Here is a 25606-nt window from a genome sequence, read left to right on the forward strand (position 1 = left end):
TTTCAATCTATAAGTTATATATATTTAGCCTATACACCCTGGCATCCATGAATTGCATCAAACTGCTACTTAAATATCTGGGAATAATTGTATTGTCATCTTGCCTGGGTTTGCCGGCGGTCTGGGCCCAGAACAAGCCACAAAAACAGCCGCAGCAGACAGATCCCCAGAGCCAGGACCCTAAAAATCAGCAACATCGTCCTGTTGCCAAACCCCTGTTTAAACCCAAAGAACAACGGGTTCAGGACAGACGCCCCCCCTCCGAGGTAATGCTCGAGAAAAAGAAATGGACCTGGAAAAGGAAGTTTTTCCAGAACATGGCCACCCGCTTCAACTATTACTTTCACGCCAGGGTAAAACTGGAGAGAGTGGTGAAAACCGCCAACCGCGACGGTCAGGATAACTACAACATTCTTTTGCCCTTCTATCCCTTCAGCTTGCAAAGCCAGGGCTTCAGTAAAGGAGAACTGGACTCCGTGATCGATAAAGCTACTATGGGTATCCAGCTTCATGATCCCCGCGGCAAGTGGATCGACGACTGTTTCCTGCTCATGGGCCGTGCTTACTTCTATGAAGGAGACCTTGAAAACGCCAATAAAACGTTCCAATACATCAATATAGCCTTTGCGCCCAAACAGAAATCAGAGTATAAAACCGTAGTAGGCGCCCGGGAAAATGACCAGATCTCCATCGCCACCGCTGAAAAAAGGAAAGGCATCATGGGGCGGTTCAAACATACGAAAGCCCGTAACGACGCTTTCCTGTGGCGGGCCAGAACACTGCTGGAACAAAAGGAGTATGATGAAGTACAGGCCCTCCTGAACATCCTCACTACCGACCCGAACTTCCCGCACCGCCTGGATGGCGGCCTGGCGGAAGTTCGCGCCTATAGCAACTATATACAGAAAAGATATCCCGAAACAATCGCTCCCCTGACACTGGCCATCGAAAAAAGCCGCGACCGGGTAGCCAGGGCCAGGATGTCTTACATCCTTGGCCAGCTGTACCTGCTGCAAAACCGCCCGGATTCAGCCCTGGAGCAGTTCCGCAACGTAATTGGCATGAAACCCGATCCGATGATGGATTTCCAGGCAAGGCTGCAGATTGCTAAAACAAACGCGCAAACCACCGGCGATCTGGCTAAAAGCATTGCAGGGCTCCATCATATGCTCAGAAAAGAGCGTTTCTCCCGTTTCAGGGATGGTATCTATTATACCATGGGCACCCTTTCGTATCCGAAAAACCCCGAAGCGGCCATCGGTTATATGAAGCAATCACTGAAAGTGCCCAGCGATAACCTCATGCAGCGTACTCTCACCTATAAAGGCATGGCCGATATTTACTACGACTTGAGGAATTACCCTGATGCAAAAAAATATTACGACAGCACCGCCGGCGTAATGACCCAGGACTTCGCAGATGTAGCTACTGTGAACACCCGTAAGGAAGTACTCTCCGATGTGGTGGCCAAACTGGAGATCATTCACCGGGAAGATAGTCTGCAGAAAATTGTGGCTATGTCGCCCTCCGACAGGAATATTTTTCTGACCAAAATGGCTGCCACCCTTAAAAATGAGGCGGCCGACAAGAAAAAGAAAGATGCCCTCGCCGCCGCCAATCCCCTCGATGCATCTGCCATGGGATTGACCACTGGTGGCGCCTACGGCCCCAAAGAGGAAAAAGGGGACTGGTACTTTTATAATGCCGCCAGCAAATCTGCCGGCTATTCAGAATTTAAACGCAGATGGGGAAACCGCCAGCCGGGCGATAACTGGCGCCGCAGCCAGAACGGCGTAGTTAATGCTACTAACAGCAGCGGACCCATTGAAATAACGGAAGAACATACAACGGCCACTGCTGCGAAGATACCGGCAGACAGCGTAAGTGTGGAGCTGCTCACTGCAGGCCTGCCGCTCACACCGGAAAAACTGGCGGCGTCACAGGCGGCCACCAGGGAAGCCTGGTTCGACCTCGGCAAACTGTATCACGATAAACTGGAAAATTATCCGCTGGCCATAGAAACCTATGATTCGTTGCTCTACCTGTTTCCGGATCACCCGCGTAAGCCGGAAGTACTGTATTCGTTGTATATCTGGCACAGTAAACTCAATCATACCGCACAGGCAAACCAATATAGAACCCTGGTGCTTAACCAGTACGGCAATACGAATTTCGCGGACATCATCCGCTCCGGTGGCCTGAAGGATATAGACGCAGATAAAAGGAAAAGGATCAGCGAAGCTTACGATAGCGCCTATACGGCTTTCCGCAACGGAAACTATGCCGGCGCCATGGCGATGAAATTACAGGCCGACAGCACTTTCGGTGTTACCTTCCTTAAACCGAAATTCGATTTGCTGGAAGCGATGCTGATTGTGAAAACGGATACCGCATTTGCAACAGACTCCCTGCAATTATCGCGCAAGGCCGTGCAGGCCGTGCTCACCAAATATGCGGCCGATGAGCCCATTCGTTTACAGGCCCAGGCCCTGATGGATGCGCTGGATCATCGTGCCGAGCTGACAAATTACCTCGCTAAACTGGAGGTGCGGAAAAGAGATGCGAACGGACAACTACTGGATGAAAATATTACCATGCGCTACCCCTGGCAAAATCCGGAACCTGTCATTACCGATAAGCTCAATGTGGCTAAAACCCGTGCGGATTCGTCCAAAATTGCCGCCGGCATTGCAGCTCCTTTACCGGGACCCATTGCTACCGTGGCGCCACCCAAACCGGTAACACCCTATAAGGTAACGGAAAACAACCCGTTTTTTGTGGTGCTCTCCTTTGACCATGTCTCGAAACAGTTGATGGACGAAGGATTGAACCAGTTTACCCGCTACAATGCTACTAAACACGCAAATGATAAAATTGAAGTAGGCAGCTTTGTGCTGACCCCCAATGATGTAATGCTCATTTTCAGGATATTCCCGAATGAGGACAAAGCATTGGAATACTTTGACGAGATCAGGGAAGCGGCCGCCGCTACTATCATACCCCGGATACGGCCTAATGAGTATAATTTCTTTGTTATTTCGAGAGATAACTTTATCCTGCTGAATAGTACCAAAGACCTGGCCGGCTATCGTAAGTTTTTTACAGAAACTTATGTGACCCAGTAAGTATTTTTGGAATTTTAAATAGCTTTGTCGGTCAAACTGCAATAAACAGGCTTGTTTATTGCAGTTGAACTTTATTGAAAAATTTACATATATAGCCAACAGATAGTAATAAATTGCTATTCATTTAAGAAAGAGCGATTTGGCCATAAAACAAATTATATAAGCGCATGAAAAAATCGGTGAAAATATTGTGGCGGGTGGCTTTTGGTATCTTAGCATTAATTGTTCTCTTTGTTTTACTCATTAATTTCCGTGTTATAGGCAGTATGCCTTCCATGGAAGAACTGGAAAATCCCCGTGCAGCGCTGGCCGCAGAAGTGATCGCGGACGATGGTACCATCCTGGGTAAATACTACCAGGTAGACCGTTCCAGCAGCGACTATAATGAGATATCCAAAAATGTGATCAATGCGCTGATAGCAACCGAAGAAACCAGGTTTTATGATAATTCCGGTATTGACCCAAAAGGTACGCTGGCCATTCCCTTTTACCTGTTAATCGGTAAAAAACGTGGTTCCAGCACCATTACCCAGCAGCTGGCACTGAACCTGCAGGCAGATAACCTGGGGAAACAGCGTTCAGGTAACCCCATTGGCCGCGCCTTCCAGAAAATACAGGAGTGGATCATTGCCGTAAAACTGGAAAGAAATTTCACCAAACAGGAAATCCTGACCCTCTACCTCAATACAGTGGCGTTTGGCGATAACGTATACGGTATAGAGAACGGCGCAAGAACCTTCTTCAGCAAGGATGCCGGACACCTATCGATAGAAGAAGCAGCCATACTGGTAGGTATGCTCAAGGGCAACACGGTATACAATCCCCGCCGTAACCCGCAATATGCACTCGACCGCCGCAATACGGTGATCGACAATATGCAGAAAGCCGGGTTTATAACACCGGGAGAAGCAGCATCTGCTAAAAGCAAACCGATTGTACTGCACTATAATAAAATTGACCACAACAAAGGGCTGGCCCCTTACTTCCGTGAAGTACTGCGCGATGAGCTGAAAAGCTGGTGCAAGGCCCATAAGAAGGCAGATGGTTCAGAGTATAACCTTTACCGCGATGGCCTGAAAATATATACCACCATCAACCCGCGTATGCAATTGTATGCAGAAGAAGCGGTGGCCAAACACCTGGCGGTACTGCAAAAATCGCTTTCCGCGCAAAATGATGTTAAAACCGGCAGCGTTTGGAAAAAATGGCCCAAGTACCTCGATCAGTACATGAAAGAATCTGATAGGTATAAGGCCATGAAAGAAGATGAGGAGGATGATTCCACCATTGCCCGGGTGTTTAATACACCTACCCGTATGAAGGTATTTGGCTGGAAAAGTTCTACAGAACCTGACCTGAACGAAATAGATACCACCATGACTCCACTGGATTCCATCAAATATACGCGTGCCATCTTACAGGCAGGCTTTATGGCCATGGATCCGGAAAGTGGTGAGGTGAAAGCATGGGTAGGCGGACCAGACTTCCGTTATTTCAAAAACGATCACGTAGCCAAAACCCGCCGCCAGGTTGGTTCTACCTTCAAACCATTCCTGTATTGCTTTGCCATCATGAATGGAATGTCGCCCAATACCGTATTACCAAACGAACCCATTAGCATCAACGGATGGACACCGCATAACTCTGAAGGAAGCACCGGTGGATCTATTACTATGGCCGGCGCCCTGGCAAAATCACTTAACCTGGTAGCCGCCTACCTGATCAAGCAGATTGGGGCCAAGCCTTTTGCGGACTTCGCAAAAAACAAGGTAGGCTTCAGCAGCGATATTCCTGCTTACCCGGCTATTGCACTGGGTGCGGTGGAAATATCCCTGTACGAACTGTTACAGGGCTACACGATGTTCCCTGCAAGAGGTATTAATACCAAACCGATTTATATTACCCGTATTGAAGACAGGAACGGTAATATCCTCGAAACATTTGCCCCGGTTAAGCGTGAGGTGATCAGCGAAAGAGAATCCTACACCATGGTGAAAATGATGGAAGGGGTGGTAGCTCCCGGTGGTACCGGCGCCCGTATCCGTTCCCGTTATAATATACAGGGGGAAATAGCTGGTAAAACCGGTACTACCAATGATAATACCGACGGCTGGTTTATGGGCTATACGCCTAAGCTGCTGGCCGGCGCCTGGGTGGGTTGCGAAAATAACTTTATCCATTTCAGCACCACAGCCATTGGGCAGGGTGCGAATACCGGTTTGCCGATCTGGGCGTATTTTATGCAGAAAGTATATGCAGATCCTACGCTGAAAATAAGCTCCAATGATCATTTCCCGATTCCTCCCAATATGAGCCAGGATGATATTTACATGAACTATGAGTCCAATGTGAAACCTGGTGCAGAATCTGAAAATGTGGGTAATGGCTCGGCTGATGACTATGGCTCCGGTGATGCGAGCGATTTTGCCACCCCGGGTACCGACAAGCCCGAACCGGCGCCTGCTCCCAAACCTAAAGAAGAACAGAAGGAGAAGCCTAAGGCAACCATGCCGGCCCAGCCGCCTAAAAAGAATGATTAGTGTTGTGAGGCAGAAAGGATAAAGCACAAAGCATAAAGCTAATAAAGCGAATGATCTGAGAGAATAGTACTTCCGCTCAGATCATTCGCTTTATTAGCTTTATGCTTTGTGCTTTATTCTTTCTGCCTTATGCTACTGCTTTATTCACCAAAGCTGCTGCTTCGCTCAGCAAAATAGCTGACTGCACTTTCAGACCGCTTTCTTCGATCAGTACTTTTGCCTCTGCAGCGTTAGTACCCTGTAAGCGTACAATGATAGGAACAGTGATGTTACCGATAGATTTATAGGCATCGATTACACCCTGTGCTACTCTGTCGCAACGAACAATACCACCGAAGATATTGATCAGGATAGCTTTTACTTTTGGATCTTTCAGGATAATACGGAAACCTGCTTCTACTGTTTGTGCGTTGGCAGTACCACCTACGTCCAGGAAGTTAGCCGGTTCACCGCCGCTCAGTTTGATCATATCCATGGTAGCCATGGCCAAACCGGCGCCATTTACCATACAACCTACGTTACCATCCAGTTTCACGAAGTTGAGGTTAAATTTGCTGGCTTCTACTTCAGTAGGATCTTCTTCCGAAATATCACGCAGTGCTTCCAGGTCAGGATGACGCATCAGGGAGTTATCGTCCAGGTTTACTTTAGCATCTACGGCAATGATTTTGTCGTCGCTGGTTTTGAACAGCGGGTTAATTTCCAGCATGCTGCAATCCAGTCCTACGTATGCGTTATACAGGTTAGTAACAAATTTCACCATGTTTTTGAACGCTTCACCGCTCAAACCAAAGTTGAAAGCGATGTTACGTGCCTGGAACGGCTGCAGGGTCATATTTGGTTTCACCCATTCTTTGAATATTTTTTCAGGTGTGCTGTGTGCTACTTCTTCGATATCCATACCGCCTTCAGTGGAGTACATGATAACATTCTGGCTTTTAGCACGGTCCAGCAGGATAGACAGGTAAAATTCTTTTACAGGGTTAGCGCCGGGATAGTAAACATCCTGTGCTACCAGCACTTTATTTACCAGTTTACCAGCTTCGCCGGTTTGAATGGTTACCAGGGTGCCTCCCAGTATATTTCCTGCTATGGTTTTGATGTCTTCTGCATTTTTTCCTACTGCCACACCTCTCTGTTCTGTACCACGGATCTTACCTTTTCCGCGTCCGCCGGCATGTATTTGAGCCTTTACAACGGCAAATTCATTACCAAATTGCACTTTCAGCTGCTTGTATGCTTCCGCAGCCGCTTCAGGGGTATCCACCGGAATACCTTCCTGTACCGGTACATTATATTTTTTCAACAGTTCTTTAGCCTGGTACTCGTGTAAGTTCATCGGAATAAAATTTGCGCTAAAATAGGTCATTATGATTTAAATATAAAACTGCAGTCATTTGTGAATTAAAAAATAACTTTGCGCGGGTTTGTTTTTTAAATCCGACTTTTAATTAATGTATAAACAGATGAGTGAATTAACAGCAAAGATCACTGCAGCGGGGGAATATATCAGTAAGCACTGGCAGGAGAAGCCAGTGGCGGGCATTATACTCGGCAGCGGGCTGGGTAACCTGGCCGCAGAAATTGAAGGCGGCGTAGCAATTCCATACAGCGATATACCACATTTTCCTGAGTCTACCGTAGAAGGGCATTCGGGCAAATTGATCCTGGGTTATATGCAGGGTAAGCCTGTAGTAGCCATGGCAGGGCGTTTTCACTTTTATGAAGGGTTTTCCATGCAACAGGTAACTTTTCCTGTCAGGGTCATGAAAGCGCTGGGTATCCACACTTTGTTTATTTCCAATGCCGCCGGAGGCATGAATCCGGCGTTTAACGTAGGGGATCTGATGATTATCAGGGATCATATTAACCTGCAGCCGGAGCATCCGTTACGGGGCAAAAACGAGGATACATTAGGACCTCGTTTCCCGGATATGAGCGAGCCATATGCAAAAACACTCATCGATGCCGCCAATAAAATAGCTGCCGCCAACAATATATCTTTGCACAGCGGCGTATATGTAGGCGTACAGGGCCCTACCTTTGAAACCAGGGCAGAATATAAGTATATGCATATCATCGGCGGTGATGCAGTGGGAATGAGCACGGTGCCCGAAGTGATTGTAGCGGCACATGCCGGCCTGAAAGTATTTGCCATGAGTGTAATTACCGATATCGGTATCCGGGAGGAAGAAAATGTGATTACACATGATGAAGTACTGGCAGCTGCCAAGGCAGCAGAACCTAAGCTTACGCTTATCTTTAGTGAATTAATCCGGCAACTATAAACGCTTTTGCTACTTTCGGATGAAGCAACTTTTCATTTTCATAGCCCTGCTGTTTTTTTGCGGGGATCAATTAAAAGCCCAGTTTAACACCGGGCGCTTCGGCAGTATGGGCGGCGGGGGCGGCAGCAGTAAAATGCAGCGTGATACGGGAAAACACGATCACGAGCCGGATACGCTAACGCTCACCTACCGCTATCTGGGGGATCCTGTTTATTACTCGATAGATTCTTCCGTAGCCGATTTTCAGACCAACTACCTGAAGGTACCTGCTAACTATGTTACGCTCGGTAATACCGGCAGCGCCGCCTATAACCTGATATATACACCTATCATGAAGGCCGGATTTGATGCAGGCTTTCATTCGTACGATGTTTATTCCAATTCCCATAAGGATGCGCGCTTTTACTATACTACCCGCCCTTACACGGAGCTGCAGTACCTGGTAGGTAGCAAACAGGAACAGGTGATAGGTTTATCACACACACAGAACCGTACGGAACGTTTTAACTTTGCGTTCGATTATCGCAAAATAAATTCACCCGGATACTACCGCACCCAAAACACGAATCACGATATCTACCGGTTTACCGCCCGTTACCAGAGCAAAAACAAGCGCGCCAACACCTACATGAGTTTCTATTATAACAAGATCAATGGTGGCGAAAATGGCGGTCTCAAGTACGATTCCCTGATGACGGACCCTAACTTCAAGCAGCGTAAAACCCTGCCGGTAAACCTCGGTAACAGCACTTCCCAGGCGTATGCCTTTTTTGGAGGAGGTACGTTGCCGGTGAAGTCGAGCTACCGGGAAACGGGATTCCTCATCCAGCAGCAATATGACTGGGGGCATGGCGATAGTATTCATGTAAACGATACCACCGATTATTACCGCTATGAACCGGTATTCCGTGTGCAGTACACTTTTAATTATCAAAATGATGATTACCAGTTTAACTACGCCGAGAACAACCCGGATACAGCTTACTTTACCAAACACTACAACTTTATACCCGGCGATACCGTAACTGCAAAGCATCAATGGAAAATGATTTCCAACGACCTGTCGCTCATACAATTTCCCGTACGTGGTAACCAGGGCCATTTTATTAACCTGGGCGCCCGGTTTGAAAGCATTAGCGGCACTTTCCTGGATGCAGATATCAACTTCACCAACCTGGCCGTACACGGTGAATACCGTAACAAAACACGTAACCAGCAATGGGATTTTTCTGCCAGGGGTGAATTTTACGTAGTAGGCCAGAATATTGGTGATTACGGCATATATGGTATGTTGCGCCGGCATATTAATGATGTTTGGGGAGATGTGCGACTGTCGGTCAATAACGTAAACCGCGAGCCATCCTACGTGTACAAGTACTTTAACAGTAACCGCGATGCCTGGTATAATACCAGTCTTGCCAAACAAAATACCACCCAGCTGCAGTTTGCTGCGGATAATGCCAAACTGAAATACTCCCTGGCGGTAAACTATTTCCTGTTTACCAACTACACTTATTTCCAGGATTATTATCATAGTGCACAATATGGTTCCCTGTTTAACCTCCTGCAGATTACATTCAGCAAGAAGTTTAACATCAAGCCATTTGCCTGGTACCTGGATGTGGCTTTCCAGCAGTTGCATGGCAACGGACCCCTGAATGTACCCACCTTCTGGACCCGCAACCGTTTTGCATTCGAAAAAAGATTATATACGAACCTGAACCTGGTTACCGGGTTGGAATTCAAGTACAATACCAGCTATTATGCGGATGACTATTCACCGCTGACAGGGCAGTTTATTTATCAGAATACACAAAAGATCAGCAATCCTTTACCGGATATAGCTGCTTTCGCCAACTTCCGTATCAAATCCTTCTCTGCATATATACGTGCAGAAAATCTGAACACCTTTATTGGTAACAATAACTACGCTGCCCCTTTATACCCCTATAATAACTTCGCCTTCAGGGTGGGGCTAAGGTGGTGGTTTATCAATTAAGCCTAAAGCGCAAGGCAGAAAGCAAAAAGCCATTGAGGCGAATGAAAGTAGCGAATTAATAGTCAGTCGCGCTGATCATTCGCCTCAATGGCTTTTTGCTTTCTGCTTTGCGCTTTAGGCCCAATTAGCTATCTTTGTAATTCATCATGAAACGATTTTTTGCCATATTATTTGCCATACTGTATACTACGCTGACCAGCGGGTTTGCAGTCAACGTGCATTATTGCATGGGTAAACTGGCAGGTATCGACCTGAGGGAAGCACCTGCCGGCAAGTGCAAGCAGTGTGGCAAGCCCTCAAAAGGTATGGATTGTTGCAAAGATGAATTTAAGTTTTGCAAAGTCACTGAATCGCACCAGGCTGCCAAAGCCCTGCAGCAGGATTTTAGCATCTCAATGGATATGCAGCTGCCGGTAAGGATTTTACCCGTTCCGGCGTTAGCTGTTGCCAAAGTCCTCACAGGCCGTGATCATCCTGATCCGCCGGAGATAACCGATCATCACCTCTTCCTCCAAAACTGCAGCTTCCTGATCTGATACAGCCTGTTATGTAGCACCCGTGTATAGCGGAGCAACCACACCAGGACTGTAAATACTTTTATTTATTTAATTCATCAGATCATGAAAACAATTTCCATTATACTGCTCGCATTGGGCTTAACTTTCGGCGCTCATGCACAATTTAAAAAGGCCAGCGTACATGCTACCGGGCTTACCTGCGCCATGTGTTCAAAAGCAACTTATGAGGCGCTGGAATCACTGCCTTTTGTAGATAAAATAGACACCGACCTCGATAATACTACGTTTATATTAACCTTTAAAACCGGTGCTCCGGTAAGCATTGATGCTATCAAGGCAAAAGTGGAAGATGCCGGTTTCTCTGTAGGTAAACTGGTAATGACTGCCGGTTTCGACGGCGTGGCTGTACAGAACGATACTCATGTTGCCTTTGCCGGCAGCACCCTGCACTTTATGGATATAAAGAGCCAGGTATTAACCGGTGATAAAGACATCACGGTGATCGACAAAGATTTTGTTTCTGCCAAACAATTCAAAAAATTCAGTACTGAAACAAGTATGCCCTGTTACAAAACAGGCATGATGGGCGACTGTTGTAAAACCGGTGCCGGCACTGCAACCGGACGGATTTATCACGTTACTATTTAATACCTGGTTACAGTATGAAGATATTTATAATGACAGCAGCGGCCATCATGGCCGGTACCGGTGTTGCTGCAGCGCAGGAATTATATGTGAACACAGAGCCTGCGAGCAATATGCCCGCTAATTCGCTGGGAATAAGACTCACCAATAAGTTCTTTAACATGGAGCATTCCGGTGATAATGGTATGCGCTTCGAGCCGGAAGTAATGTGGGGCGTGAACAAACGGCTCATGTTGCATGTAATCGGTTATGCCTCCAATATGATGCAGTCGTCGTTACGCGCGGAAGGGGGAAGCGTATACGCTAAATACCGTTTTTTGTCGCTCGACCAGCCGCATGCACATTTCCGGATGGCGGCTTATGTAAAAGGTTCTGTGATCGATAATCCGTATTACCCGGTAATGCCTGCCGGTACGCATGCGATGAAGCCATACAATAATAAGGAGCTGGACCTGGAAGGGGCTACCTCTGGCGTAAATGGCGGCATTATAGCTACGCAGCTGTTACATAAACTGGCGTTGTCTGCCACATTGGGATACAACCGCTATATGAACAATGTGAAGAACAACATTCCGGATGATTTCTCCCGGAATGCGGTAAATTATAGTCTTTCTGCAGGCTACCTCGTATTACCTGTAAAATATAAAAACTTTCAGCAAACGAATTTAAACCTGTATGTGGAACTGCTAGGGAAAACCAATACCGACGCGGCAGGCCGGGGTTCTTACCTGGATATTGCTCCGGCAGTTCAGTTTATTTTCAACAGCACCACCCGGCTGGATCTGTCTTATCGTGCGCAGCTGGCAGGTGATATGACAAGAAATACGTTCAACTCTTTTTTAATCAGGGTGGAACATAATATTTTTAATATTAAAAAATAGCAAATGGCCACAACAGATCTGTTTATAAAAAATATGGTTTGTCCGCGTTGCATTAAGGTGGTAACAACCGCTATTGCCGCCGAACAGCTGGATATAAAAGATATACAACTGGGTAAGGTAACGGTGGCAGGGAAGGTATCAGAAAAACAACTGCAGCAGTTGTCGGCTACCTTGCAGAAGGAAGGATTTTTGCTGATAGATGATAAAAAACAACAGCTGATTGCCGGCATTAAAAGTATTGTGGTACAGGCGGTGCATCATTCTGATCTGGATGAAATGAAGGAAAATTTCTCCACTTTACTGGCAGGAAAGTTGCAGAAAGACTATCATTATCTCAGCAATCTCTTTTCTGAAACGGAAGGCACTACGATTGAACAATATATTATTCAGCAAAAAATTGAGAAGGTAAAAGAGTTGTTGGTATACAACGAATTAAGTTTAAGCGAAATCAGCTACAAGCTGGGATACAGCAGTGTAGCGCATCTTTCGGCACAATTTAAAAAAGTTACCGGTCTCACGCCAAGTAAGTTTAAACAATTGAAAGCGCCAGAGCGTATACCATTAGATAAGATATAATATGCCGCAGAGCCGGAGATATAAAAGTTAGTTGTTTTAGTTTTAGTTTAAAAAGAGGCTGCTGCACACCGTGGCCTCTTTTTTTAAAAAATTAACGATGAAAAAGGTATTAACAGGAATATTGAAAATCTTACAATCCCTGTTTGTGAAAAAGGATTGTTGTAAATAAGGATTTTGTCTTTGCCCAGGATTTTTTCTTGCCCAGGATTAAACTGATTTTGATGATTTAAAGGATTTTTTATTGTGATTATAATTTGATTTTAAAAGATTCGGGAAGATATAGATAAAGATTCGCTGATATCTTCCCGAATCTTTTAAAATCAAAAAAGAAAAAATCCTTTAAATCATCAAAATCAGTTTAATCCTGGGCAAGAAAAAATCCTGGGCAAAGACAAAAATTTCGAGCATAGTATTTGTAAATCCCTATCTTTACCATAGCGATTTACTGCAGATGAAGAACAAAATTTTAATTTTTAGTTTGTTATGCGGATCTGGAGTGTGCTTGTTGTTAGCCTGTGTAAATAAAAAGAAGCATACCGCCCCAAAACAAAAACAGATTGTAACAAACATCAGACAGCTCGATGAAGTGATAACAGATAATATCACCGAGCGCTTGTCGGCCCTGAAAGATAATGAAGGGGAACTGGAGGACAGCCTTTTGGCGTTTCGGCCTTCTGCAATACAGGAATTTTATGGAACGGAGAAACCGGTAGGGCACTGGTCTAAAGACGGAGTAGCAAATCCGGCGGCAGATTCTATGTTGTATATGATACAGCATGCGGAAGACGATGGATTATTGCCTGCCCATTACCATGAACCGGCGCTTACTGCTGCCTGGGAGCAGATCAGTAATGACGCAACGGCGAAAAAAGATGCGGCATTGTGGGCAAAGGTAGATGTGCTGATGACAGATGCCTTTATGAAAATGGCCTCCGACCTGCGTTTTGGCGTTGCCCCCCGCGACAGCATCACGCTTAAAAAAGACTCGTTATTTACGGACGCCCAGTTAATCACACAATTGCAGCAGGCGCTCAGCGAAAAAAATGTGACCGGTATCCTGCATGCACAGGAGCCTGTGCATCCCGGCTATATAGCACTGAAGGAAGGCATACAAACTTTCAAATCCAAATATGCGGGTTACCATTGGGATACTTTACCGCTCAACTATACAGATACCGTGGCTTTCCGGCAGTTAGTGATTAACCGCCTGGTACAGAGCGGGCACCTGGATACTACCGGTGTACAGCCAGATAGCGCCATGTTGAGAACCGGTATCAAAGCTTTTCAAAAAGAGTTCAATATCTATCCGGATGGCGTTGCCGGCAAAAGAACCGTGATGGCATTGAACCGTTCGGTACACGATTGGGTAATGCAGGCAGCGGTCAACCTGGACCGCTGGCGTAAGCTGCCCGACACGTTGCCGGTACAGTATATTATGGTAAATCTGCCCGGTTATACGCTGAAAGTAGTTGATAGCGGAGAAGTGGTGCTGGAGTCGCGCGTGATTGTAGGTACGCCGCGTACCCGCACACCGCTGCTGAATTCCTATATGACTAATTTTATGATGTATCCTTATTGGCGGGTACCTTATAGCATTGTGTTTAAGGAGATGTTGCCGGCCATCCAAAAAAATGTAGGCTACCTGGCTGCCAAAAACCTGGAGGTAATTGATAAGGATGGTAATACAGTAGATCCGTCAACGATTGAGTGGGCGAAGCTGGGTAAAGGCCGTTTCCCATATGTATTGCGGCAGATGGATGGAATAGACAATTCACTCGGGGTGATGAAGTTCAACTTCCGGAATAAATATAGCGTTTACCTGCACGATACTAATAACCGCGGTTTATTCAAGAATTCGATGCGTGCCATGAGTCACGGTTGTGTGCGGGTACAGCAATGGGATAGCCTCGCACAGTACCTGGTGCGGGCGGACAGTGTAAGACATAGCGGCGACAGTGTTCGCGTGTGGCTGGCGAGAGAGGAAAAGAAACAGGTAGATCTGCCAAAGCATGTTCCTATTTACCTGCGTTATTTTACGGCAGAAGGACAACATGGTAACCTGGTTTTCTTTGATGATATTTATGGAGAAGATAAAATATTACGCAGGAAGATGAAGTTATAATTTATAGAGGCATAAAATAAAAATGCAGCGAAGATGTCTTCGCTGCATTTTTATTTTATGCCTCCATAGGCCAGTATTTATGCGAGTTTTGCTTTCAATGCGGTATCCAGCGCATCCAGGAATTCTTCCGTATACAGGTAATCTTTACCGTGTTCTACTTTGTTACCATGGATACAAACTGCCAGGTCTTTTGTCATTTTACCGCTTTCCACGGTTTCGATACAAACCTGTTCCAGCGCATGACAGAAGTCGATCAGTTTTTGGTTGTTATCCAGCTTGCCACGGAATTCCAGACCGCGTGTCCATGCAAAGATGGACGCGATTGGGTTGGTAGAAGTTGGTTTGCCAGCCTGATGATCGCGGTAGTGACGGGTTACAGTGCCGTGTGCTGCTTCTGCTTCCATTGTTTTACCATCCGGTGTGATGAGCGTAGAAGTCATCAGGCCCAGGGAACCGAAACCTTGTGCAACGGTATCGGATTGAACGTCGCCATCATAGTTTTTGCAGGCCCATACGAAGTTACCATGCCATTTCAGGGCGCTGGCCACCATGTCATCGATCAAACGGTGCTCGTAAGTTAAGCCGTTTGCTTCGAAAGTGGTTTTGAACTCCTGTTGATAGATTTCTTCAAAGATATCTTTAAAGCGGCCATCGTATTTTTTCAGGATGGTATTTTTGGTGCTCAGGTACAGCGGCCATTTTTTCATCAGCGCCTGGTTGAAACATGCACGTGCAAAGCCTTTGATGGACTCGTCAGTGTTGTACATAGCCAGTGCAACGCCATCACCTTTGAAGTTATATACTTCGTGTTCGATCACTTCTCCGTTTTCACCTTCAAATTTGATGGTGAGTTTACCTTTTCCTTTTGTAACGAAATCAGTAGCGCGGTACTGGTCACCGAAAGCATGACGACCAATACAGATCGGAGCAGTCCAGTTAGGTACCAGGCGTGGCACATTTTTCATTACAATAGGCTCGCGGAATACAGTACCATCCAGGATGTTACGGATAGTACCGTTAGGTGATTTCCACATTTGTTTCAGGTTAAATTCCTTTACACGGGCTTCGTCCGGTGTAATGGTAGCGCATTTGATACCTACGCCTACTTCCCTGATAGCATTTGCTGCATCAATGGTAACCTGGTCGTTGGTAGCATCCCGATGCTCCATGCCCAGATCATAATATTTAATTTCAACATCCAGGTATGGAAGTATCAGTTTGTCCTTGATGAATTTCCAGATGATTCGCGTCATCTCATCACCGTCCAGTTCTACTACCGGATTAGCAACTTTAATTTTTTCTGCCATTTCGGGTTTTTTAAAAAATTAGATTAAAAGCAATTCGCAACAATTATTTAAGTAGCCCCTTTCGGGATAATCACGAAAAATACGAATAGCTATGAAAAAAACAAAATTAAGCGGATTATATCTTGACCAGGATTAGACTGATTCCGTTGATATCCTGATTTTATCTTTCGATTTTGTAAGAATTAAAAAAGATTAGGGGAGATCAAAGCAAATATCTGCCTCAATCTCCCCTAACGTTATTATAAAATTTAAATATTAAATCACTGTAATCAGCGAAATCAGTCTAATCCTGGACAAGACAAAATTTCGCTTAGTGCATTTGCTTGATCACTTCATCCGCAAATTCGCTGGTTTTCACCAGGGTAGCGTCATCCATCAGGTTGTAGAAGTCGATGGTAACACGTTTGCGCATGATAGCTGTGCTGAGGCCATGAACAATGATTTCGGCAGCTTCTTTCCAGCCCATGTATTCCAGCATCATTACGCCACTCAGGATAACTGAAGATGGGTTCATGGTGTTGGTGTTAGCAAAGCGGGGAGCAGTACCGTGGGTAGCTTCAAATACCGCATAGCCGGTGTTGTAGTTGATATTGGCGCCAGGGGCAATACCAATACCGCCTACAGCTGCAGCCAGTGCATCGGAAATATAGTCGCCGTTCAGGTTCAGGGTAGCTACTACGGAATAATCCTGTGGTGCCAGCAATATCTGTTGGAGGAAGTTATCTGCAATCACATCTTTAATCAGCAGTTTTCCTTGTGCCAGTGCTACTTTCAGTTCTTTGTTAGCTTCTTCTTCACCCAGTTCTTTCTTGGTTTTTTCCCAATGTTCCCAGGTATATACATAATCACCAAACTCTTTTTCTGCCAATGCATAGCCCCAGTTTTTGAAACCACCTTCAGTGAATTTCATGATGTTGCCTTTGTGTACCAGGGTTACAGAAGTGCGTTTGTGCTCCAGTGCATAGCTGATAGCTGCACGTACCAGTCGCTCAGTACCTTCTACAGACACGGGTTTGATACCCAGTGAAGAAGTTTCCGGGAACCTGATCTTCTTAACGCCCATTTCATTTTGCAGGAAATCAAGCAGTTTTTTAGCTTCAGGGGTACCAGTCATGTATTCAATGCCGGCGTAGATGTCTTCAGTGTTTTCACGGAAGATCACCATATCCACTTTCTCCGGATGTTTTACGGGAGAAGGTACTCTGTTGAACCAGCGTACGGGTCTTACACAGGCGTACAGATCCAGTTCCTGGCGCATCGCAACGTTCAGGGAGCGGATACCGCCACCAACGGGAGTAGACAGGGGACCTTTAATTGACACCAGGTATTCTTTCAATGCGTCCAGTGTTGCTTTTGGCAGCCATTCACCTGTTTGCTGGAAGGCTTTTTCACCCGCCAGTACTTCTTTCCATTCAATTTTCCGATCACCACCATAGGCTTTTTCAACTGCTGCGTCGAATACACGAACACTGGCTTTCCAGATGTCCGGACCTATTCCGTCGCCTTCTATGAATGGGATGATTGGTTGTGCAGGGACCTGTAACAGGCCATTGTTCATCGATATTTTTTCTGCCGGCATAAAACGGTTTCGTTATGCGTTACGTAATTGTTGTAATTCGGGTGCAAAGGTAACGCTTTTCCGCTTAAAGCCGGGTTAAGTTCTTCTCTTATTATACAAATAATCGTACGGTATATAACTTTTTGCTTATGTTAGGATTAATGTTATTTTGCTGCTCAATTTTTTTGCAGCAACAAAATCTCAGATACCACCATGACTCCCATCAAGTACCTCGCCCTGGGCGATAGTTACACTATTGGCGAACAGGTAGCCGGCAACGAACGCTTTCCCGTACAAACAGCACAACTCCTCCGGCAGCAGGGTCTCCAGGTGGACGAGCCTTTGATCATTGCCACTACCGGCTGGACCACCGCTGAACTGGAAGAGGGAATCAAAGCCGCAAACATTACAGAAACTTATGATGTGGTAACACTCCTGATTGGCGTAAACAACCAGTACCGTGGCCAATACATCACCGATTATACAGCAGAGTTTACCCTGCTGTTGAAAAAAGCTATTGCCTTTGCCGGCAACAGACCTTCCCACGTGGTGGTTTTATCCATACCGGACTGGGGCGTAACACCTTTTGCGGCCGACCGTAATCGTGAACAGATTGCTACGGAGATAGATGACTACAACGCTGTGAATAAGCGTATCGCGGAAGAAATGCAGGTGCCATACCTCAACATCACGCACTTTACCAGGGAAGCGGTACATGATCCCGAGCTGGTAGCAGCCGATGGTTTGCATCCGTCCGGAAAGGATTACAGCCGCTGGGCACATGCCCTGGCGCCGCTGCTGCAACAGGCCTTGCGTTAAGACGAAAAATGCCCTATATTCATAGACCAGAAAACTGAACCATGGAAAGCCATATCGTAAAAATTCTTGCCGTTACTCCCGTAACGCATAATGTTCGTCAGTTTACTGTCGAAAAGCCCCGTGGATACACCTTTGTGCCCGGTCAGGCTACAGAGGTGTCGGTCAATAAGCCGGGATGGGAAGAGGAGAGGCGTCCGTTTACCTTTACCAGTCTCACAGCGTGGGAGCACCTGGAGTTTACCATCAAAATATATGATGACCACAACAGTGTTACCCATGAACTTGGGCAGCTACAGGCCGGCGACGAGCTGATCCTCCACGATGTATGGGGTACCATACATTACAGGGGAGAGGGGGTGTTTATTGCCGGTGGCGCCGGTGTCACCCCTTTTATTGCCATCTTCCGTGATCTGCAGAACAAAGGACAGCTGGGTGCTAACCAATTGATCTGCTCCAATAAAACCCTGGGCGATATTATTTTAAAAGATGAATTTGAGGCCATGCTGGGTGGACGTTTCATCAATACGCTCACCGAACAGGAGGTGCCTGGCTATGATCATCATACCATCGACGAAAACTATCTGAAAGAGAAGATTACCAATTTTGATCAGCATTTCTATATCTGTGGCCCTGATCCTATGGTGCAGCAACTAAAGAAGATCCTTACCGGCCTGGCGGGGAGCGACGCACTGGTAACGGTGGAACTGTAAGCCTGTCAACCGCTGGTTGGTGGCCCGGAAAGGGGTAAACTACCGGCGGTGGTTAAATAGCAACAAACAATAGCATAATTACAACCAGTCGTGTTGGTTCCTTTGCTGATACTGAAGCTGAATCCGGATACCTTTGAAATATTAAAACAAAGAAATGGTATTGATGGTAATCTGTTCTCCGGCGACAGTAAGGTATGGCTACCGGCAGCCGGCACATTCAGCGACAATTTTGGCCAATGGCATTAAGTCTTCCGCTTTAAAAATGGCGCTGACGTTTTTACCGGTAATTTCCTGCTTTTTACCGGTAAGGGTACCTGATTAGCCTAAACACTGTTTTGAAAAAGACCAGGCCGTTCTACATTTGTATCATAAATCAGAACAAATGAAAAACGAAGATATCGAGGAATCAAGAAAAAAGGGCCGGGCCGTTGGAGGCGCTATCCTGGTAATCGTAGGTACATGCCTGTTATTACAGCGTCTGGATCTGAAAGTCCCTGACTATTGGTTTTCCTGGCAGATGATCCTCATTGCAGTAGGTGTTGTTTTAGGTTTCAGGCATAACTTCCGCATGGGTGGCTGGCTGGTAATGGTGGCCATCGGTGGTTTTTTCCTCGCAGCGGAAATTCAGGACTGGCCTTTTGACACGGCACGTTTTATCTGGCCTGTAGTATTGATCGGAGTGGGCATCATCGTCATCTTTAAACGAAATTATTCAACAAAGGAATGGGCAGACCAGAAAAAACGCTTCGGCGCCAGCATAGTCGGCGCAACAGGCGACGATTACCTGGATGCCACGGCAATTTTCGGCAGCGTGGATAAAGTAGTGATGTCCAAAAATTTCAAAGGCGGCGATGTGACTTCTATTTTCGGAGGTACTGTACTGAATTTTATGAAGGCAGATATAGAAGGCACCGCCACACTGGATGTTACGGCTATTATGGGCGGATGTGAAATAATAGTACCGGCCAACTGGAAAATAAAGGTAGATGTAACTACCATTATGGGAGGTGTGGATGATAAAAGGTACCTCGATGTAATGACGGGTACCGGGCCGGAGAAACTGCTGATATTAACAGGTACTGTTATTATGGGCGGTCTGGAAATAAAAAGCTACGCCTGATAAGAAAACCCACCATATCTCACTTCTATATCCAACTTTTAAATTTTATTTTATGCATTGGTTTGTTGCGAAAGTAGTATATCAGATCATCTGCGGTGAGGGAAATCATACCCCGCAGTTTGATGAACAATTAAGATTGATCAGCGCTGTTACCAAGAAAGATGCCTGTGACAAGGCACGCGAAATTGGTATGCAGGAACAATATGCTTTTAAAAATCAACAACAGGAACTGGTACAATGGAAGTTCATCAACGTACCGGAAGTATATACCCTGGATCAGCTGACAGACGGTATGGAACTGTATTCCCGCATCGAAGAACCGGGAGATCCCAATTCCTATATTGCCTGGTTACAGATGAAATCGGCGCAGTTACAGGGACAACAATATTTTGAGCTCAACGTATAAAATCTGCTTCCTTGGCAAAACAAATCATCAAAGGTAATGTGTGGTGGGCCTTCGTGTCGTCCTTCGCAATATGGTGGCTGATATACGGAGGGTTGCTCTACTATTGGTTTCATATTCCGATAGGACAAGCTGTTACCGACAGTGCTGTGCATGTTATCCTGTTGGCCGCTGCCGGCGTGGTGATCAGCCACAATGTAGCCTATTACCGTCCTGCTGCCGGTACTATGAAGTTTGGTTATGCGTCTGTGGTAAGTTTTGCGCTGGCAGTATTGTGGGTATGTTTAAGCCGCTGGTTGCTTATAACAGCTTTTCCGAAAGATACCATTTACATTGGCTGGTTAAACAATGCGATCCCCATTCATGCCCTTGTAGGCTGGATGCTCATTGCCGGCATAGGTTACAGAAGCCAGATGTGGTACGATGCGGAAGAACAACAGGAATTTTTGAAACGCAAAGATGCAAATGAGAAAATAGTAAGAGAAGCGGAACTGTTTAAACTGCGGCAGCAATTGCAACCGCATTTTTTGTTTAACAGCCTCAACTCTATCAATGCATTGATCATGCTGCGGCCAAAAGAAGCGAGGGAAATGGTGCTGAAGCTATCTGATTTTTTAAGAGGTTCATTGAAAAGGGAAGATGATCAGTGGATCAGCCTGTCGGAAGAACTAAAATATTTACAGCTGTACCTGGATATTGAGAAGGTGCGCTTCGGTCATCGTTTAACCACAACCGTTGCCCCCCATGAAGATACCGACAAGCTGCTGATGCCGCCAATGCTGCTGCAGCCGGTTGTGGAAAACGCTATCAAGTTCGGATTATACGATACTACCGGCGAAATAAACATCAGCATAAAATCCTGGATACAGGACACTATGTTATATATATCTATTCAGAATCCTTTCGATAACGAATTGCAGCAACCCAACAAAGGCACCGGGTTTGGTTTGAATTCCATACAACGCAGACTGTACCTGCTGTTCGCGCGGCAGGACCTGCTGGAAACAGTTGCCCACGAAAATATTTTCACTACCATTATTAAAGTACCACAGACCCATGATAAAAGCAGTAATAATTGATGATGAACCATTGGCCCGCGAAGTGGTGAAAGAATACCTGCTGAATTTTCCGCAGATAACCATTATGCAGGAATGTAATGATGGATTTGAAGGGTTAAAGGCCATACAACAACATCAGCCGGATATTATTTTCCTCGATATACAAATGCCTAAAATTACCGGCTTCGAAATGCTGGAGCTGGTAGAGAATATGCCGGCCGTTATTTTTACCACGGCTTTTGAAGAACATGCTATCAGGGCTTTTGAGGTACATGCAGTAGATTACCTGTTAAAACCTTTTTCCAACGAACGTTTTGATAAAGCGGTGCAGAAGTGGCTGGATCAATTCCAGACTGCTCCTGTTGCCAGCACAACTGCGCTGCTGGAAACAGCCGCAGCCACGCCGCTGCAAAGCAACCGGGTAGTGATCAAAATTAATGGTAAAATCAAAATCATTCCCGTACAAGATATTCACTATCTCGAAGCAGCCGACGATTATGTAAAGATATTTACCCAGGAAGGTAATTTCCTGAAGAATAAAACAATGTCGTTCTTCGAGAAAATGCTCGACCCACAACAGTTTACAAGGGTACATCGCTCTTATATCCTGAATATAAACCAGGTAACACGTATAGACCCCTACGAAAAAGAAAACCACCTGGCCATTTTGCGTAGCGGCGCCAGGGTACTGGTGAGTAAAACAGGATATCCGAGGTTGAAATCGGCACTGGGACTGTGATTCGCGTGATTTATGTCTTTCCCAGGATTAAACTGATTTTGATGATTTGCAGGATTTTTTTTTCTTGATTTTAAAAGATTTGGGGAGATAGAAAGCAATACCCGCTTCTATCTCCCCAAATCTTTTAAAATCAAATTATAATCACAGAAAAAAAATCCTGCAAATCATCAAAATCAGTTTAATCCTGGGAAAGACATAAATCACGCGAATCACAGTCCAAATATTCGCTCCAGCTTTTCCTTTTTCAAAATCTTTTGTACCTGTATACCGGTAGCTATCAATCTGCCGCCGCTATGCGCTTCATAGTTGCAGGTGATTTCGTGATGATGCAGGTTGCTGATGGTGGCAGTAAATATGACTTCGCTGCCTTGTAATGCGGGCAACAGGTGTTCTATGGTGAGCCTGGTGCCAATGCCTTCTTCTGTTTCGTCTTTCATTTCCAGCACAAACAAACGGCAGCACCATTCGGCGTCCCGGGCCAGTGCAAAGGTGGCGTAAACGGGGTGTACGTGGCCGCTGTCGAAGCTGGCGCAATCTTCGGGGCGTACAATGCGGGTGAAGTGCCTGGTATCGCCTGGTTGAAAGAGATGCTGCATGGAAGATATTTTATTTTGTTATTGCACCACGAGCACCGGTATTTTTACCTGGTGCCGTACCTGGTTGGCGGTTTCGCCGTATAGCCAGTCTTTAAAGCCTCTGTGGCCATGACCGCCCAATACGAGGAAATCGGCATGTTCTTCTTTCACGATGCGCGCAATTTCCGGGGCACGTTTGCGGAAGCCAAGTACGCCTTTAGCCTGTATATTGCGGCTTTTCAGCAGCGCTATATAGGTGTCCAGCTGGGCCTGATCCCGGCGGGTTTCCAGGTCGTCGGAGTCGCGGCCGAAATATTTCGCAGAGGCGCTTTCCACAATATGAATCAATATATACTGCGTGTGTTCGTTTCCGTGAGCAATAGCGTTGGTGATAATGTCCTTGTCTTTGTTGGAGAAATCGAGCGCCATGGCGATGCAGCGATAAACCGGTTTTTCCATTTCACCCAATGACACATGTGCCGCGTGTATACCTGCGGCAGCATCTTCCCGGTAGCGCCTGCGCAGGGGATAGATGATGGTGATAAAAAGCAGCACCACGAAACCGGCGCAGGCGGTTAGTATCAACCCGTCTATGAATATATTTCCTGTACCTGACATATAGCTGAAGGCTTCTGAAAATACCATCCGCATATTAAGGTACACCAATAAAACGGTGACAGCCCAGCTGAAAATTTTAGTGGGGGTGGAGATGGCAAAAATGCCCATTGTTTTTTTATCGCTCACAAAATGGATAAGGGGGATGATAGCAAAGCCCAGTTGCAGGCTAAGAAGCACCTGGCTGAACACCAACAGGGCGCCTACCTCTTCATCGCCGGCAATAATAATGGTGAGCAGTGCCGGGATAATAGCCAGCAGCCGGGTGATCAGCCGGCGCAACCAGGGATTGATACGCAGTCGGAGGTAACCCTCCATTACGATTTGCCCGGCGAGGGTACCGGTCACTGTAGAGCTTTGTCCGGCGGCAATCAAAGCCACGGCGAAGAGGATGGGCGCCAGTTTACTGCCCAGCAACTGGTCCAGTAGTTTGTGTGCGTCCTGTATTTCGGCTACATCTGTGCGTCCGCTTTTAAAGAATACAGCAGCAGCCAGTATAAGTATGGCGGCGTTGACCAGGAATGCCAGGTTAAGCGCGATGGTACTGTCGATGAAATTCAGTTTAATGGCCTGCTTTATTCCGGCATCATCTCTTTTTATTTTCCTGGTTTGTACCAGCGCAGAGTGCAGGTACAGGTTATGCGGCATCACGGTGGCGCCTATAATACCGATGGCAATATACAGCGCGGTATTGTCGGGAATGGTAGGAACAAAGCCCTTCACCACTTCGTGCAGTTGTGGTTTTACCAGTATCAGTTCTATCAAAAATGAAACACCTACAATGGCTACCAGGGAGATGATAAATCCTTCCATTTTGCGGATACCGTAGCGTTGCAGTATCAGCAGGAGGAAGGTGTCCAGTACGGTGAGGCTCACACCCCATATAAGGGGTAAACCTGTCAGCAGTTGTATACCGATGGCCATACCGAGTACTTCCGCGAGGTCGGTGGCGGCGATAGCAATTTCTGCCAGCAGGTATAAAATAAAATTGATGACGGGGGGATAGGTTTCACGGTTGGCCTGTGCCAGGTCGCGGCCACGAACAATACCCAGCCGGGCGCTCAGGCTCTGGAGCAGCAGGGCCATCAGGTTACTCATGAGAAGCACCCAAAGCAGTTTATAACCGTACTGACTGCCACCGGCCAGATCAGTAGCCCAGTTGCCCGGATCCATGTAACCTACGCTCACCAGGTAGGCAGGACCGAAGAAGGCAAAGATCTTTTTCCATTTGGATTTTCCGCTGGTTTCGACACTCTGATGTACCTCACTTAACGATGCTGATGAATGTGTGTGTTCGATGCTCATAGTATATTGACGTTCCTGATTCGTAATGTTTAAAGCGGTCTTACCATAATATGTTTCGACACCTGCTCGCTGATGGTAATGGCCGGCTGATGCCTTAGTTTTATTTCAATGGAATTATCATATTCATAGTGGGCAATAATTTCCAGCTGGGTGCCCAGTTTAATCCCTTTGGCGTTGAGGAATGCCAGCAGGGAGGTGGACTGATCAGTAACGGCCGTTACGACCAGCCGCCTGGCATTGGCCTGGTCCAGGGATGTTTGCGGACGGGGTTTGGCGAGTTTGCCGTTGGCATCGGGGATGGGATCGCCATGTGGGTCTATTACCGGGTTTCCCAGGAATTCACTGAGTCGGTTAATAAGCTTTTCGCTGCGCACATGTTCCAGCTCTTCCGCCAGCTCATGCACTTCTTCCCAGCTAAACGAAAGTTTGTCTACCAGGAAGCACTCCCATAACCGGTGGCGTCTGACGATCTGCAGGGCCGCTTTCCGGCCTTCCGGGGATAAGGTAATGCCCTGGTATTTCTCATATCCGATCATTTGTTTGTCCTTCAGTTTCTTGGCCATGTCTGTTACTGACGCGGGCTTTGTATCCAGCTCGTAGGCCAGTGCATTGGTGGTAACAGCATTATCTCCTTCCTGTAGTTTATAAATCGATTTTATATAGTTTTCTTCCGCCACTGATAAATTCATGTTATCTAAATTAT

At 46.3% G+C, this 25606-nt stretch carries 22 protein-coding genes; 16 read left to right on the forward strand and 6 right to left on the reverse strand.

Annotation, left to right across the window (positions count from 1 at the left end):
- The first annotated feature begins 47 nt into the window (after positions 1–47).
- Positions 48–3125: a type IX secretion system periplasmic lipoprotein PorW/SprE gene (gene porW / locus KE626_RS11105; RefSeq protein WP_211972967.1), complete on the forward strand. Its 3078-nt coding sequence runs from the start codon at positions 48–50 to the stop codon at positions 3123–3125.
- Between the two features lie 167 nt (positions 3126–3292).
- Complete coding sequence (locus KE626_RS11110) at positions 3293–5665, forward strand: penicillin-binding protein 1A (protein ID WP_211972968.1); 2373 nt, start codon at positions 3293–3295, stop codon at positions 5663–5665.
- Between the two features lie 127 nt (positions 5666–5792).
- Here the strand turns inward: KE626_RS11110 and sucC are convergent, their stop codons facing one another.
- Positions 5793–7004 (reverse strand): ADP-forming succinate--CoA ligase subunit beta, encoded by a 1212-nt coding sequence (sucC, locus tag KE626_RS11115; RefSeq protein ID WP_211972969.1) that lies wholly within the window; start codon positions 7002–7004, stop codon positions 5793–5795.
- Between the two features lie 127 nt (positions 7005–7131).
- On the opposite strand from sucC, the gene KE626_RS11120 reads away from it, so the two are divergent.
- The 7 genes from KE626_RS11120 (at position 7132) to KE626_RS11150 (ending at position 14694) form a co-directional block, all read left to right on the forward strand.
- Complete coding sequence (locus KE626_RS11120) at positions 7132–7953, forward strand: purine-nucleoside phosphorylase (protein ID WP_211972970.1); 822 nt, start codon at positions 7132–7134, stop codon at positions 7951–7953.
- A 19-nt stretch (positions 7954–7972) separates the two neighbouring features.
- The gene (locus KE626_RS11125; protein ID WP_211972971.1) at positions 7973–9952 is read left to right on the forward strand and encodes a putative porin; all 1980 of its coding nucleotides are present in this window, start codon (positions 7973–7975) and stop codon (positions 9950–9952) included.
- Between the two features lie 146 nt (positions 9953–10098).
- Positions 10099–10488, forward strand: a complete 390-nt coding sequence (locus tag KE626_RS11130; RefSeq protein WP_211972972.1) for an HYC_CC_PP family protein — start codon at positions 10099–10101, stop codon at positions 10486–10488.
- An 84-nt stretch (positions 10489–10572) separates the two neighbouring features.
- Complete coding sequence (locus KE626_RS11135; protein ID WP_211972973.1) at positions 10573–11118, forward strand: heavy-metal-associated domain-containing protein; 546 nt, start codon at positions 10573–10575, stop codon at positions 11116–11118.
- A gap of 14 nt (positions 11119–11132) precedes the next feature.
- Positions 11133–11996, forward strand: coding sequence for a transporter family protein (locus KE626_RS11140; protein ID WP_211972974.1), 864 nt, complete (start codon positions 11133–11135; stop codon positions 11994–11996).
- A gap of 3 nt (positions 11997–11999) precedes the next feature.
- Positions 12000–12572 (forward strand): helix-turn-helix domain-containing protein, encoded by a 573-nt coding sequence (locus tag KE626_RS11145; RefSeq protein ID WP_249207403.1) that lies wholly within the window; start codon positions 12000–12002, stop codon positions 12570–12572.
- 496 nt (positions 12573–13068) lie between these two features.
- Positions 13069–14694 carry a L,D-transpeptidase family protein gene (locus KE626_RS11150; protein WP_211972975.1) on the forward strand — a complete coding sequence of 542 codons (1626 nt, stop codon included), beginning with the start codon at positions 13069–13071 and terminating at the stop codon, positions 14692–14694.
- 77 nt (positions 14695–14771) lie between these two features.
- On the opposite strand, the gene KE626_RS11155 is transcribed toward KE626_RS11150, so the two are convergent.
- Both KE626_RS11155 and icd read right to left on the reverse strand, forming a co-directional pair.
- The gene (locus tag KE626_RS11155) at positions 14772–16001 is read right to left on the reverse strand and encodes an NADP-dependent isocitrate dehydrogenase (RefSeq protein WP_211972976.1); all 1230 of its coding nucleotides are present in this window, start codon (positions 15999–16001) and stop codon (positions 14772–14774) included.
- 310 nt (positions 16002–16311) lie between these two features.
- Positions 16312–17580, reverse strand: a complete 1269-nt coding sequence (gene icd, locus KE626_RS11160) for an NADP-dependent isocitrate dehydrogenase (RefSeq protein ID WP_211972977.1) — start codon at positions 17578–17580, stop codon at positions 16312–16314.
- A 192-nt stretch (positions 17581–17772) separates the two neighbouring features.
- On the opposite strand from icd, the gene KE626_RS11165 reads away from it, so the two are divergent.
- The 7 genes from KE626_RS11165 (at position 17773) to KE626_RS11195 (ending at position 22408) form a co-directional block, all read left to right on the forward strand.
- Entirely contained in the window at positions 17773–18378 is a 606-nt protein-coding gene (locus KE626_RS11165; protein WP_211972978.1) for an SGNH/GDSL hydrolase family protein, read from the forward strand.
- A gap of 41 nt (positions 18379–18419) precedes the next feature.
- Positions 18420–19088, forward strand: coding sequence for a ferredoxin reductase domain-containing protein (locus KE626_RS11170; RefSeq protein ID WP_211972979.1), 669 nt, complete (start codon positions 18420–18422; stop codon positions 19086–19088).
- 90 nt (positions 19089–19178) lie between these two features.
- On the forward strand, positions 19179–19334 hold the full coding sequence (locus tag KE626_RS11175; protein WP_211972980.1) for a hypothetical protein: 156 nt from the start codon (positions 19179–19181) through the stop codon (positions 19332–19334).
- Positions 19335–19470: 136 nt separating this feature from the next.
- Positions 19471–20208 carry a LiaF transmembrane domain-containing protein gene (locus KE626_RS11180; protein WP_211972981.1) on the forward strand — a complete coding sequence of 246 codons (738 nt, stop codon included), beginning with the start codon at positions 19471–19473 and terminating at the stop codon, positions 20206–20208.
- Between the two features lie 52 nt (positions 20209–20260).
- Positions 20261–20614, forward strand: a complete 354-nt coding sequence (locus KE626_RS11185) for a DUF4288 domain-containing protein (RefSeq protein ID WP_079469030.1) — start codon at positions 20261–20263, stop codon at positions 20612–20614.
- 11 nt (positions 20615–20625) lie between these two features.
- Complete coding sequence (locus KE626_RS11190; RefSeq protein WP_211972982.1) at positions 20626–21690, forward strand: sensor histidine kinase; 1065 nt, start codon at positions 20626–20628, stop codon at positions 21688–21690.
- On the forward strand, positions 21668–22408 hold the full coding sequence (locus KE626_RS11195; protein WP_211972983.1) for a LytR/AlgR family response regulator transcription factor: 741 nt from the start codon (positions 21668–21670) through the stop codon (positions 22406–22408). Before KE626_RS11190 ends, KE626_RS11195 begins: the two co-directional genes overlap by 23 nt.
- 209 nt (positions 22409–22617) lie before the next feature.
- On the opposite strand, the gene KE626_RS11200 is transcribed toward KE626_RS11195, so the two are convergent.
- Genes KE626_RS11200 through KE626_RS11210 form a run of 3 tightly spaced genes read right to left on the reverse strand, consistent with a single transcriptional unit; the run spans position 22618 to position 25592 of the window.
- Positions 22618–23004 (reverse strand): thioesterase family protein, encoded by a 387-nt coding sequence (locus KE626_RS11200; RefSeq protein ID WP_211972984.1) that lies wholly within the window; start codon positions 23002–23004, stop codon positions 22618–22620.
- A gap of 18 nt (positions 23005–23022) precedes the next feature.
- Positions 23023–24903, reverse strand: coding sequence for an Nramp family divalent metal transporter (locus KE626_RS11205; protein ID WP_211972985.1), 1881 nt, complete (start codon positions 24901–24903; stop codon positions 23023–23025).
- A 29-nt stretch (positions 24904–24932) separates the two neighbouring features.
- On the reverse strand, positions 24933–25592 hold the full coding sequence (locus tag KE626_RS11210) for a metal-dependent transcriptional regulator (protein ID WP_211972986.1): 660 nt from the start codon (positions 25590–25592) through the stop codon (positions 24933–24935).
- Positions 25593–25606 lie beyond the last annotated feature (14 nt).

It is taken from the genome of Chitinophaga hostae (genome assembly GCF_018224885.1).
In the GTDB taxonomy this organism is placed as follows: Bacteria; Bacteroidota; Bacteroidia; order Chitinophagales; family Chitinophagaceae; genus Chitinophaga; species Chitinophaga hostae.

Coding starts and splice junctions, on each gene's coding strand:
- porW (WP_211972967.1), top strand. CDS start 48: ATGAATTGCATCAAACTGCTACTTAAATATCTGGGAATAATTGTATTG.
- KE626_RS11110 (WP_211972968.1), top strand. CDS start 3,293: ATGAAAAAATCGGTGAAAATATTGTGGCGGGTGGCTTTTGGTATCTTA.
- sucC (WP_211972969.1), bottom strand. CDS start 7,004: ATGAACTTACACGAGTACCAGGCTAAAGAACTGTTGAAAAAATATAAT.
- KE626_RS11120 (WP_211972970.1), top strand. CDS start 7,132: ATGAGTGAATTAACAGCAAAGATCACTGCAGCGGGGGAATATATCAGT.
- KE626_RS11125 (WP_211972971.1), top strand. CDS start 7,973: ATGAAGCAACTTTTCATTTTCATAGCCCTGCTGTTTTTTTGCGGGGAT.
- KE626_RS11130 (WP_211972972.1), top strand. CDS start 10,099: ATGAAACGATTTTTTGCCATATTATTTGCCATACTGTATACTACGCTG.
- KE626_RS11135 (WP_211972973.1), top strand. CDS start 10,573: ATGAAAACAATTTCCATTATACTGCTCGCATTGGGCTTAACTTTCGGC.
- KE626_RS11140 (WP_211972974.1), top strand. CDS start 11,133: ATGAAGATATTTATAATGACAGCAGCGGCCATCATGGCCGGTACCGGT.
- KE626_RS11145 (WP_249207403.1), top strand. CDS start 12,000: ATGGCCACAACAGATCTGTTTATAAAAAATATGGTTTGTCCGCGTTGC.
- KE626_RS11155 (WP_211972976.1), bottom strand. CDS start 16,001: ATGGCAGAAAAAATTAAAGTTGCTAATCCGGTAGTAGAACTGGACGGT.
- icd (WP_211972977.1), bottom strand. CDS start 17,580: ATGCCGGCAGAAAAAATATCGATGAACAATGGCCTGTTACAGGTCCCT.
- KE626_RS11165 (WP_211972978.1), top strand. CDS start 17,773: ATGACTCCCATCAAGTACCTCGCCCTGGGCGATAGTTACACTATTGGC.
- KE626_RS11170 (WP_211972979.1), top strand. CDS start 18,420: ATGGAAAGCCATATCGTAAAAATTCTTGCCGTTACTCCCGTAACGCAT.
- KE626_RS11180 (WP_211972981.1), top strand. CDS start 19,471: ATGAAAAACGAAGATATCGAGGAATCAAGAAAAAAGGGCCGGGCCGTT.
- KE626_RS11185 (WP_079469030.1), top strand. CDS start 20,261: ATGCATTGGTTTGTTGCGAAAGTAGTATATCAGATCATCTGCGGTGAG.
- KE626_RS11195 (WP_211972983.1), top strand. CDS start 21,668: ATGATAAAAGCAGTAATAATTGATGATGAACCATTGGCCCGCGAAGTG.
- KE626_RS11200 (WP_211972984.1), bottom strand. CDS start 23,004: ATGCAGCATCTCTTTCAACCAGGCGATACCAGGCACTTCACCCGCATT.
- KE626_RS11205 (WP_211972985.1), bottom strand. CDS start 24,903: ATGAGCATCGAACACACACATTCATCAGCATCGTTAAGTGAGGTACAT.
- KE626_RS11210 (WP_211972986.1), bottom strand. CDS start 25,592: ATGAATTTATCAGTGGCGGAAGAAAACTATATAAAATCGATTTATAAA.